This is a genomic window from Desulfovibrio sp. GTC20076, from assembly GCF_055385905.1.
Genome location: NZ_AP039366.1, coordinates 1993688 through 2005135, shown reverse-complemented (window position 1 = coordinate 2005135; position 11448 = coordinate 1993688). Strand labels below are relative to the sequence as shown.

The window sequence follows — 11448 nt, the reverse complement described above, 5'->3', positions numbered from 1 at the left end:
AATTCTGCCCGGCAGGGAGGGGCATATGTGCCGGACACAGCCCATATTGCAAAATGCGTGCAACTTTCAGGGGCATTTTTTGCCTCTCCTTACGAAGAGGGTATTCCGGACAAGCGCATGCCCGTATTAGAAATAACGGCCATGCGGCAAAAAGGTTTAGCGGAACAGGCCGGCTCCGGCAGCCTTGCAGCATGCTGGTTATGAACAATGCCATGAAATTGTTGCAGGGTGGGCAGCGCCAGCCGTTTGAAGAAAAACAGAAAAATCCACGCATTGCTGTTGCGGTCCGGGCGCAGGGGCAGAGCATGTGTTTACGGCAGGGGACGTATCCGTTATTTGCGACTGCAGGGAGATGCCGTACAGGGGCCGTGACCGGCAGGATTTTTTATACGATGCACGTTGACAGGCCCGAGGTAATGCCTTAGGAGAAGCCCATACAAACTCTTGGAGTTTGGCGTAAGCGTTAACGTCACACAACGCATCACTTCCCGCAATTGCGGCAAGGGATGCGTTTTTTGTGTCCCTAACCCGTTTGCGACAAACTACAGGATTTTTTTATGCAAAAGGATACCCGCTGCCTGTTGTGGAACACGGCGGCACTGCTTTTTTCGTACATGGCTGTTGCCATGCCCCTGCCCGTTATTTCTGTTTTTGTGACCAGGCATCTCGGCCTTTCCAATGGGCTGAGCGGCCTTGCTGTGGGCATCGCTTTTTTGACGACCATTCTTTCCCGCGGTTTTTCCGGACGATTCGCCGACCGTAACGGCGGCAAGGCCTGCATGATGCGCGGTTTGCTGCTCTATGCCGCGGCCAGCGCCATCTGCCTTGTCGCCGGTGCGACGGGCGATCCCGCCTGGGCTTTCGCCCTGTTGATTGCCGGGCGCCTGGTGCTTGGCCTTGGTGAGAGCATGGCCATTGTAGGCATGCTCAGCTGGAATATCGCCCTTCTTGGGCCGCAACGGTCCGGCACGGTATTTTCCCTTGTGGGTGCAAGCCTTTACGGCGCATTTGCCCTTGGCGGCCCACTAGGGCTGCTGTGCTTTGGGCAGTTTGGCTTTACCGGGCTTATGCTGTTGTGCAGCCCGCTGCCCTTGCTGGGTTGGCTTATGGTTTGCCGGATGCCCGCTGTGGTGCCGGCATCTGCCAGACCAGGCGTGTCGTTTCTGCGTGTGCTCGGCTCCATCTGGCGTCAGGGGGCCATTGTCGGTTTTCAGGGTGTGGGCTTTGCCGCTATCGGCGCATTTATTTCCCTTTACTTTACCAGCAGAGGCTGGCAGCACGCCGGGCTTGCCCTGACCTGCTTCGGCATCGGCTTTGTGCTGGTGCGCCTGTTTTTCGGCCATCTTCCCGACAGGCTCGGGGGCATGCGGGTTGCCGCAGTTTCCCTTGGGGTTGCCGCTGGAGGCCAACTGGCGCTCTGGCTTGCCCCCTCGGCGGAGATTGCCCTGACTGGTGCGTTTTTGACGGGAACCGGATGCTCTCTGGTGTATCCGTCTATGGGCGTTGAAGTTATCAGGAAAGTACAGCCTGAACTGCGCGGCACGGCCGTGGGCGGTTTTGCCATTTTTCAGGATGTGGCCTATGGCGCAACAGCACCGATTGCGGGCCTGTTTGCCGATCATTTCGGCTATGCGGTGGTCTTCATGATCGGCCTGGCCGCTGCTCTGGTTGGCCTGCTGATCGCCATTGTAACGGCTGTGCAAAAAACTGCCGTAACACACTAGGAAAGCAGCTTCAGCGGGTTTTTCGCGGGCTGCAAAATGCACGGCGCTGGCGACTGTTTGCAGTTGAGGCCCCGTGCCCCGGTGATGCCCTTGAAATGGTAAAAAGAAGCTGCCCTGAAAAAAGGCCTGCCTGTTGCAAGGGCATTGAAAAAGCGGGTGTACGCATGCGTACACCCGCTTTGGGCAAAAACTGCTTTACAACTTTGACCGCATGCCCCACAGGCCGGAGACCGGGTTCTGCCTGGAAGGCCTGATTCCCGGATTTCTGCTGCAAGGCAGGAAAATACCTGCCACAGACTGCAACGGGAATAAAGGTTTCAGGGGGTGTGGGGGAGGGGCTTTTTTGCAAAAGGGTCCCGCCCTCACAATACCTTGCAAGCGTTCACCTAGTGCATGATCTGCGACTTGCGGAAGTTTGCATAGGCTTCGCGCATGGCAATATAGGGGTCCACGGCGGCGCTGTTCAGGTCTTCATACAGGGGCAGCACATCACCAAGGTCGTTAAAACGAAATCCTGTGGCCAGTCCCGTGCCCAGTTCCCAGGGCTTGAGGTAGAAGAGGGGGTCTGTAAAAACGTCGCCCACGCGGCCAATGGTATCACGCGCCGAGCTTGGGCCAAGTATGGGCCATACCAGGTAAAAACCCTGGCCTATGCCCCAGCGGCCCAGGGTCTGCCCGAAGTCCTCGCCCGTGGGATCAACCGGCACAATGGTGCGCTTGCCCTTGGCTACATCGGCAAAGCCTGCGCTGGAGGTGGTGTTCATGATAAAGCGGCTGAACTCCACCCCGGCTTCCATAAAGCGGAACTGAAGAATATTGTTCACAAAGCGCACGGGAAACAGCAGGTTGGAAAAGAAGTTTTTCAGCCCGCCGCGCAGCTGGTGGGGCGTGATGAACACCCATGCATCGTAGGCCGGTCTGGCAACATAAAGGTAGAAGATGTCATTGAAATGAAACCAGAAGCGGTTCCACGGCTCAAAGGGGTCGGCTATGCTGGCATCGGCGGTGTCATAGTCGTCAAGATCGTCCGTCGCGCGCAGTGAGCCGTAGGGTGTAACCGTGATGGCCCCGGCGGGCAGCATGGGGGAAGCCCCGTAGACGGTCGAGGGCGTAGGCTCTTGCCGCACCCCCCGGGCTGCCAGGGCTTCATCTGAAGCAATACAGGCAAGGCCCGTCAGCAGCAGAAGGTTCAGCGCCAGCAGGCGCAACCGGCGCAAGCAATGATTATTTGCCATGTTCCTGCCGCACTTCCATTGCCTTGGCCTTGATGCGTGCAATGAGGTTCTCCGGTGAGTCGGTATTCAGGATGTCCTGAAACTGGGTGCGGTAGTTTTTCACCAGGCTGATATTTTCTATCAGCACATCATAGACAAGCCATTTGCCGTTTTTGGGCAGCATGCGGTAGGCCACGGGAACTTTTTTGCCGTCTTTCATCGTGACCACGGTGCGCACTTCGGTGCGGTCGCCTTTGGCCGAACTGACTTCGCCCGTGTAGAGCACCTGTTCGCCGTTATAGCCGTCAATCTTGTTGAGATAGGTATTGATGAGCAGGTCGGCAAAGGCGTCACTGAACTCACGTTTCTGCTGGGCCGTAAAGTTGCGCCAGCGCGGCCCCACGGTACGCGAAGAGAACTCGCTGAAATCAAATATATGCAGAACCTCGTCTTCGATCTGCTGGCGGATGGGACCGCGTGTGGCGGGGTTCACATAGTCGGGATTTTTTATGAAGTTCAGTATGCGGTTTGTGGCTGTTTCAAGGGACTGCCGGGCAGGAGAGTTGGCCTGCGCCCCGGCGGGAAGCAGTACAAGGGTCAGCAGGAAGGCACACAGAGCAATTGTGATACGGCGCGGAAGCGCATGGGTGAACATATCTATTTCACTCCTCCGAAGGCGTATTTACTGATAAGAGAGCCGAGATCAACGGCGGATTCTGTTTCCGTGATGCTGTCGCCGGGGGCGAGCATGTGGTCCGAGCCGCCCCTGGATATACTGACGTATTTGTCGCCGATGAGGCCGCTGGTCAGGATGGAGGCGATGCTGTCGTCCGAAAGGTGCAGGTCCTTGTCAAGGCGCAGCCGCACAACGGCCTGATTGCGCATGGGGTCCGGGTCCAGGCTGATGCTGATCACCTTGCCCACCGGCACCCCCGACATTTCCACGTCTGCGCCGACGCGCAGGCCGGAAACAGAGTCGAAATTGGCAGTAAGTTCGTAGCCCTTGTTGGACAGAACTTCCATCTTGCCGAGCTTGATGGTCAGATAAGCCACACAAAGCAGGCCAATCAGCACAAAAAGGCCCACAGCGGTTTCGCGTACAGTACTCATAGGGTTCGCAATACTCCCCCGTAGCCGCTGGCTACAGTCATTCTTTCATAACTATATGGAGGCGGGCGCAAAGTTTCAAGTCCCGGCAGCGGAACAAGGCTACTTTGCCGCGGGGCCGCCAGGCCGGCATCCGGCTAAAAATCAGCACGATGGCGAAAATGCAAGGCAAAAAGTCTATTTTGCCAGTGGTTGCTGTTTGCCGCGTTTCGGTGTGCCGGCAGCAGGGCTGCAGGTTTCGCCGAAAATCTGTGCTCCGGAGTAGCGCGCAGCGTTGCAGCAACTGTGCGGAGCGATCTGACCGCAACATTCCTGAAGCAGGTCGACAGCAGAAACCGTTGCCTGCTTTGCGCAGTTTTTTGTAAAAAAATCGCGCCATCAGCAAAACGGTGTTTGCAAGCAAAACTGCTTTGACCACTGCGCTGAAGACAGATGCGATGCTTCGCCGCTACGCAAGCATTCAAAGTAAAAAAATTATGAAGTCAGCCACCTGTCCAGGGCTTCGCTCACCTTGGGATCAATGGGCTGATGCAGGTCGCGGCGTTCGTCGCCTGCCTCACGTCGTAAAAACTGCCGCAGGTAGGGGTTATCGCTGGCTTCAAGTTCGGCCAGCGTGCCGGAAAACAGTGCGCGCCCTTCGCCAAGCACAAGCACATGGTCGGCAATGGCCTTGAGGCTCGCAAGGTCATGGCTGACCACAACAACGCTCATGCCGGCATATTGTCCGCGCATGGCAAGCAGCAGGTCATCCATGCGGGCGGCCGTGATGGGGTCCAGCCCTGATGTCGGCTCGTCGCAAAGAAGAACGCGCGGCTCCGCGATGATGGCGCGTGCCAGGCCCGCGCGTTTACGCATGCCGCCTGAAAGCTGGTTGGGGTAAAAATCGGCAAAATCTTCAAGGCCCACCATGCGCAGTACACGCAGGCCAGCCTCACGCACCAGGGCCGGGGGCAGATGCAGGTGCTCGCTCAGGGGCAGGGTGACATTTTGCACCAGACTCAATGCACCAAGCAGTGCCCCGTCCTGAAAAAGGACGCCCATGTGGCGGCGTACCCGGCGAAAATCAACCTTGCCCAGTGAGAAAAGATCACGGTCGCCCACCAGCACCTGTCCGGAAAGAGGCCGGGACAGGCCTATGATATGGCGCAGCAGGGTGGACTTGCCACAACCGGAGCCGCCAAGAATGACCGAGACCTTGCCGCCGGGCAGCACCGCGTTGACATCACTGAGCACCACATGACTGCCGTAGCCCACGCTGAGCGCGCGAAATTCTATGTCCCATGCCTGCATGAAAGCCTGCCGTGTTTCAGGATTGTGCCGTGCCCGTTTGCCGGGCGCGGGGCGGAAGTACTTTGCGGTTTGTGGTTTTTCCGTGTGTTCCGCCGGGGCTGGTGCAGCCTAACCCAGGCGAAGCGGGGGAACAAGTCCGGGAAATACGGGCAGCGCCTGTAGTGGGGCATCACGATGAACCGGAGGACTCGGACTGCTGTTGAGGCGCATTGCAGGGGCATGTGCGCATCCCGTAAGGTTGTCAGCCTGCAAGGCAGGGCGCTCCGCTCTGGCGCGGTATGTGGGCCTTGCCTGCGGCGTGTGTACGCGGTTGAAAGCGATGCCTGACGGCGGGGGGCAAGGCGCGCTCGCAGCTCTTGCGCGGCAAGCCCCCGTTTTTCAGGTCCTTGCCGCGCATTTCAAACAGCAGGCCCTAGTCTTCGGGCATATCTTCAGGAAAGTCGACGTTGGCGTAGACGTTTTGCACGTCGTCATTATCGTCCAGGGCATCCATGAGGCGCAGTACTTTCTGGCCCATGTCGGCATCGACAGCCACCAGATTCTGCGGGACCATGGCAAGCTCGGCGGACTGCATGACAATGCCCGCTGTTTCCAGCGAATCGCGCACGGCGGTAAAATCGGTCATGGCCGTATGGATGGTCCATTCCTCCCCATCATCAATAACGTCGTCAGCCCCGGCTTCCAGGGCGGCTTCCATTATTTTTTCTTCGGGGTAGGCGCTTTTTTCAACACTGATGACGCCCTTGCGGTCGAACATCCATGCAACGCTGCCGTTTTCACCCATGGAGCCGCCATGCTTGGAAAAGAGGTGGCGCACTTCGGCCACGGTGCGGTTTTTGTTATCGGTAGCTACTTCGACCATGACGGCAATGCCGCCGGGGCCATAGCCTTCATAGAAGGTTTCGGTAAGGTCGCCGCCGGCGTCTTCGCCGGTTCCCTTGCGGATGGCGGCCTCGATTTTGTCCTTGGGCAGGTTTACGGCCTTGGCCGCAGCTATGGCAGCGCGCAGGCGGGGGTTCATCGAGGGATCGCCGCCGCCCTTGGCGGCAATGATAATTTCTTTGGCGGCCTTGGTGAACAGCTTGCCGCGTTTTGCGTCCTGACGGCCCTTACGATGCTGAATATTGGCCCATTTACTGTGACCAGCCATAAAACCTCCGAAACCTTTAGGGAATAAATTGTTTTACCTGCCCGGCGGCGTGGCCACAGGGTCGGTCTGGTTCGGCTTGCCGCGAAAGCCAAGGCCCACAAAAAAAGTTTCCTTGCTTTCGGCGCGCGAACTCTTGGGTTTGAAGGACTTGACCGTTGTAAAAGCCTTGCGCATGGGCGCAAGCAGTTCCTGCACGTCCGGTCCCATGAAAATTTTCACCACAAAGCCGCCGCCCTGCTTCAAATGCAGGCAGGCCACAGCCAGCGCCTCCACAGCCAGATCCAGTGAGCGGGCCTGGTCGGTAAAGCGGGTGCCTGTGGTGCGCGGGGCCATGTCGCTTATGACATGGTCAAAGGGGCCGAGTTCTTCCAGCCTGGCCTCAAAGGCCGGGGAGCGGTTGAACACGTCTTCCTGCATGAAAATGACCTGGGGGGGAAAGGCCGTCTCGGTGCTTTGAATGTCACAGGCAAGGACCAGGCCCCTGGAACCCACCTTTTCCGCCGCGCCCAATGACCAGGATCCGGGGGCTGCCCCCAGGTCCAGAATCTTTTGGCCGGGCCGCAACAGGCGGAATTTGGCGTCCAGTTCCTTGAGCTTGTAGACCGAACGCGCGGGATAGTTCTCGCGCTTGGCCTTGAGGAAGTAATGGTCTCGATATTCCTTCATAATAAATACCAACGCGCAAGCGTACTCCTTTTTGTGCATTTCGCCAAGTGGCGTGTGCGGCAGGTACCCGAAAAAATCTCCGGATGCGTTGACCGCATTCTTTTGATGATATAGGTTATCAGTACGGTTTCATGGCGGGCGGGCTTTTCGCCTCGTGCGCCGTAACGAAAGGAGACTGCTTATGAAAAAAATTCTGCTGGCCTTGAGCTTTGTGTGTTGCGCCCTCTGGATCGGCGCCGGTGTCGCCCAGGCGGACAGCGTTAAGGTTCCCGTCAATAAAATCACTGATGAAGGCGTGGGCGAGGCCATCGGCTTCATCACCTTTGCCGACGATGGCAAGGGCGGAGTAGACGTTCTTGTTGATGTCATAGGCATAAGCGAGGGCGAGCACGGCATGCATGTGCACGAAAATCCCTCCTGCGCCCCTGCTGAAAAAGACGGCAAAAAAGTTGCCGGCCTGGCTGCGGGCGGACACTTTGACCCCGATAAAACCGGCAGGCACGAAGGCCCCGGCAAACACGGACACAAGGGCGACCTGCCCGCCATTAATGCCGATGCCAAGGGCGCTGTCAGCGCCAAGCTGCATGCTCCCAATCTGAGCGTCAAGGATCTCAAGGGCCGTTCCATCATGATCCATGCTGGCGGCGACAATTACTCCGACCAGCCCGCTCCCCTGGGCGGCGGTGGAGCGCGCATTGCCTGCGGCGTGATCGAATAGGCGGACATTCCGTCCTTCCAGACAGACGAATCCTCTCCTGGCATACAAGCCCCGTCGCGATCCAGGCGGCGGGGCTTTTCCATGCTGTCCTCATTGGCTATGCTGTGAAAAAGCACGATACAGCGAGGGGCCATGGCAGAAAAAATACACAAAACACCGTCAGCCGTGAATGGAAAAAAAGATTTTTCCGTAGTGTCAGGCCATGAAAGCGCGGGCGGCAGCAGTGATAGACGGGGCCGTGAACCCCTCTCGCCCCCCATGCCCCGGCGGGTCTGCCTGCCGGACTTTTCCGGCCGTACACTGACTCTGCCCGATGGGCCGGAGTCCTGGCAGTGTCGAGGAGAAGGGCCTGATGCCCTTGTTCTGGGGCTGGGGCCGGGCAGCCCCTGGCTCACGGGCCTTGTGGGAAAGGCGCGGCGGGTCTGCTGGCTTGAGCATGAGCCGACGTTGCGGGCCTTGCCGCCGCTGGAGTCACGGGGCGGTACAGGCATGCCGGAACACTGGCAGCGCGTGTCGCCGGAAGAAGCGGCGGCGCTGGCTGTACGCAGTACCTGCTATTTTTATGGCCCGGCCATGCGTCTGGCTCCGGAGTTCTGGGGACCGCTCATGGGACGTGTGGACGCCGCGCTGCTGCATGCCCCCTGTCCAGATATGGCTGCGGAGCCGGCCGTGATGGAGACTTCCGGCGTGAGGCGCGGGGATGGGATACGCAAGGGCGGGCCGGTGCTTCTGCCGGGGCATAGCGGTCTGTTGCTGCATCAGGAACTGCACCAGGCCCTGGAGGAATGCGGCCTCGGGCCTGTGCTGCCGATGCCGGAAAAAGCACATGGCCCAGTGGAACGAGCGTCTCTGCACCATATTTTCCGGCAGGGACGCCCCCGTTTTCTTCTGTCTGTCAATCTGCGCGGGCTGGATGCGGAGGGGCGCGTCTTCCATCTGTGCCGGGCCATGGGCGTGCCTGTGGTCTTGTGGCTGGTGGACAATCCCTGGCATGTGCTTTCCGCCCTGCGCCTGCCCTGGTGGCGCGAGGCTTTCATTTTTGTAACAGACGCCTCGTTTGTTCCGGCGCTTGCCGGGGCCGGGGCGCGGCAGGTGTTTCATCTTCCGCTGGCCGTGCCTCGGCATATGTGGCGGAGCACAAGGCCGGGACATGCCCGGGGCGGGGCGGAAATGGAGCCGCTTTTTGTGGGCCGTTCGGCCTTTCCGCACAAAGGGCGTTTTTTTGCGGCAGCCCGTGTACCCGACGCACTTGGAGAAGAAGCGCTTCGGGTGCTGGAGCGCAGCAGAGGACCAATGGACGCGCCCAATTATTTCTGGTGGCAGGAGCGGCTTGGAGCCGCTGTCTGGCCGGGGATGGCGTCCCGCGATGCCGGGCTTGGAGCTGAAATATGCGCACAGGCCAACCGCGCGCGCTGGCTGCGTGCGGTTGTGGATCAGGCGGCGACCCAAAAAAATGACGCTTGCGTTCGTCCCGCCTTGCGGATTGTGGGCGATGCAGGCTGGCACGAACTTTTGCCCGGCGCACAAATTCTGCCTCCTGTAGACTATTATATGGTACTGCCCGATCTTTATGCTTCGGCGGCGGTACTCAATGTCACGAGCCTGCTGCTGCCCCGGAGCCTGAGCCAGAGGCATTTTGACGTCTGGGCCGCCGGGGGCGTGCTTTTCAGTGATGCCACGCCGGGGCTGGATATTTTTCCCACCAGCCTCACAGAGCCGATCCGCCTGCGCGGGCCGGAAGATTTCTGGCCGCGCTGGGACGAAGCTTGCTCACGGCCCGCACAGATGGCAGAGCTGCGGCGGGCCTGGCGTGAACACCTGCGGAGCGCGCACGACTATGAACACAGGGTGCGGCGCATCTGCGAAATTGCCGGAATCGGCTGCCCCGCAAGCAGGTAGAGAAAACAGTGCAAAACCGGTTTATTCCGGCATCTGACATTTTTTTACGAAATGGGCATTCGCCGGATAGCTTGGTTGTTGCCATGCTGGTTTGCGGCCCTGGCTTGAAATGCCGTGTTGCTGAAAACGCATTGCGGCCCGTCTTGCCGCAATGTGCCGTTCTGAATTCCTGGCATTGGCTGCGCGGCATTTTGTGCAGTTGTGCGCGCCGTACGGGCTGCGGATACGGGCAGCCTTTGCCCTGCCCATGCGGAAAAGTGGCCTTGCAGGGGGACCGGCAAAGCACTTGACAGCAGGACGTGTATTGCCTATTGCTTTCTTCCTGCGATGTTTACGCGCGTGGGGAAGTAGCTCAGCTGGGAGAGCACCGCCTTCGCAAGGCGGGGGTCGAGGGTTCAAATCCCTTCTTCTCCACCACAAATTTAAGGGGTTACGGTGAATACCGTAGCCCTTTAAATTTTGTACACATCATCTTGTACACATATTGGCGGCGCTGGAAGGGCTTCAACTGCCGCCTTTTTTTGTGAATCGCGTACATGCTGGTAGTGTTTTAGAACCATCATCGGGCTACGATGCCCCATGAGCTTTGCGACCGTTCCAACGTCCACATCTGCGGCAATGGCTTCCGTGGCAAATCCATGTCGCAGGTCATAAGGCCGAATGTGCCTGGTTATCCCGGCAGCTCGCAATGTGCTGGACCATGCCTTTTTTATCGTGCCTATCTGCCGTCCTTTGTAATGGACTACGAATTCTATGCCGCGCCCGGCATCTTCTCGTAGCCAACTTCTAAGCGTTGGTAACAGGTCGTTTCTTATCGGCACATCACGCCACGGGTCTGCCGCGCCCTTTTTGGCGTTTGGGACGCGTATAATGCCAGATGCAATGTCTACGTCTTCCCACCGCAGTTTGAGCATTTCACTTGAGCCAACGCGCATCCCGAACTGATAGCCAAGGATGATAACGCGCTTGATATGGGCCGGTGCAGCATTGTACATCAGTGCCACTTCGTCTTGTGTGGGTGGCACATATCTGGCATATTGCGCTTGTGGCATCTCTGGAAACAATGGCAGAACATCAATATGCCTGTTTCTGTATGCCCAGTTGAGCATGGCACTGATAATGCCCATTTTCCTGCGGATGGTTGACCACTTGTTGCCTGTAGTGGTTAACCATCCTTTTATTTTTTCCAAGCGGTCCGCGTCAATGCTGAGCAATTCTTCATCGCCGTATCTCTCAACGATCTGACGCATGGCACACAGTGTCTTTGAAAGATTATGCACCTCAAGGTTTCTCGCCTTTAGGTACAGATAAAGCTCTGATTCCAACGTGGGCGCAGACTTTGTCTCGGCAATCTCTGTGCGCCGAAAAACGTCGCGCTCATATTTTAGCTGGTACTTGATAAAGGCGTCATACTTCTTTGCGTCCTCCAACGTGGCGCATGACTTGCTTTCTCGTTTACCTGTGAATGGGTTTATCCAGTAAACAACAAAGGGGCTTTTACGCCCCTTCTGCTCCCGTATCGCCATAGTGCACACCTTTGCAGCTTCATTGTACCGGCTGCTCCCTGTTAAACTCGGCAAAAAGTTCTGACGCAGACCTCCCACGGATGGGGCGCATCTTTGTTGGCCTTCTGGCAGACTTTGCCTTTTGTTGCTGGGCTTCGGCGTGCAATGTGTCCGC

Annotated in this window: 11 protein-coding genes and 1 tRNA gene; 5 read left to right on the top strand and 7 right to left on the bottom strand. The window is 58.1% G+C overall.

Translation table 11 applies throughout. From position 1 onward, the window contains the following. The first annotated feature begins 27 nt into the window (after window positions 1–27). Window positions 28–204 (top strand): hypothetical protein, encoded by a 177-nt coding sequence (locus ACZ495_RS08925; RefSeq protein WP_464262101.1) that lies wholly within the window; start codon window positions 28–30, stop codon window positions 202–204. Window positions 205–557: 353 nt separating this feature from the next. Beyond that, window positions 558–1724, top strand: coding sequence for an MFS transporter (locus tag ACZ495_RS08920; protein ID WP_296983892.1), 1167 nt, complete (start codon window positions 558–560; stop codon window positions 1722–1724). Between the two features lie 386 nt (window positions 1725–2110). On the opposite strand, the gene ACZ495_RS08915 is transcribed toward ACZ495_RS08920, so the two are convergent. The 6 genes from ACZ495_RS08915 to ACZ495_RS08890 all read right to left on the bottom strand — a co-directional run bounded on the left by ACZ495_RS08915 (window position 2111) and on the right by ACZ495_RS08890 (window position 7151). Next, the gene (locus tag ACZ495_RS08915) at window positions 2111–2959 is read right to left on the bottom strand and encodes an MlaA family lipoprotein (RefSeq protein ID WP_012624170.1); all 849 of its coding nucleotides are present in this window, start codon (window positions 2957–2959) and stop codon (window positions 2111–2113) included. After that, entirely contained in the window at window positions 2949–3593 is a 645-nt protein-coding gene (locus ACZ495_RS08910) for a Tgt2/MlaC family protein (protein WP_012624171.1), read from the bottom strand. Before ACZ495_RS08910 ends, ACZ495_RS08915 begins: the two co-directional genes overlap by 11 nt. A 2-nt stretch (window positions 3594–3595) precedes the next feature. After that, complete coding sequence (gene mlaD, locus ACZ495_RS08905; RefSeq protein WP_012624172.1) at window positions 3596–4048, bottom strand: outer membrane lipid asymmetry maintenance protein MlaD; 453 nt, start codon at window positions 4046–4048, stop codon at window positions 3596–3598. Between the two features lie 471 nt (window positions 4049–4519). Further along, window positions 4520–5335: an ABC transporter ATP-binding protein gene (locus ACZ495_RS08900; RefSeq protein WP_012624173.1), complete on the bottom strand. Its 816-nt coding sequence runs from the start codon at window positions 5333–5335 to the stop codon at window positions 4520–4522. A 412-nt stretch (window positions 5336–5747) separates the two neighbouring features. Next, window positions 5748–6485, bottom strand: coding sequence for a YebC/PmpR family DNA-binding transcriptional regulator (locus ACZ495_RS08895; protein ID WP_012624174.1), 738 nt, complete (start codon window positions 6483–6485; stop codon window positions 5748–5750). Between the two features lie 33 nt (window positions 6486–6518). After that, window positions 6519–7151 (bottom strand): RlmE family RNA methyltransferase, encoded by a 633-nt coding sequence (locus ACZ495_RS08890; RefSeq protein ID WP_041723854.1) that lies wholly within the window; start codon window positions 7149–7151, stop codon window positions 6519–6521. Between the two features lie 181 nt (window positions 7152–7332). On the opposite strand from ACZ495_RS08890, the gene sodC reads away from it, so the two are divergent. The 3 genes from sodC (at window position 7333) to ACZ495_RS08875 (ending at window position 10185) form a co-directional block, all read left to right on the top strand. Further along, on the top strand, window positions 7333–7869 hold the full coding sequence (gene sodC, locus ACZ495_RS08885; RefSeq protein WP_012624176.1) for a superoxide dismutase family protein: 537 nt from the start codon (window positions 7333–7335) through the stop codon (window positions 7867–7869). A gap of 132 nt (window positions 7870–8001) precedes the next feature. Beyond that, window positions 8002–9768: a glycosyltransferase family protein gene (locus tag ACZ495_RS08880; RefSeq protein ID WP_464262100.1), complete on the top strand. Its 1767-nt coding sequence runs from the start codon at window positions 8002–8004 to the stop codon at window positions 9766–9768. A gap of 341 nt (window positions 9769–10109) precedes the next feature. Next, a tRNA-Ala gene (locus tag ACZ495_RS08875) sits at window positions 10110–10185 on the top strand. A gap of 35 nt (window positions 10186–10220) precedes the next feature. Here the strand turns inward: ACZ495_RS08875 and ACZ495_RS08870 are convergent. Continuing rightward, the gene (locus ACZ495_RS08870) at window positions 10221–11294 is read right to left on the bottom strand and encodes a tyrosine-type recombinase/integrase (protein WP_464262099.1); all 1074 of its coding nucleotides are present in this window, start codon (window positions 11292–11294) and stop codon (window positions 10221–10223) included. Window positions 11295–11448: the final 154 nt, after the last annotated feature.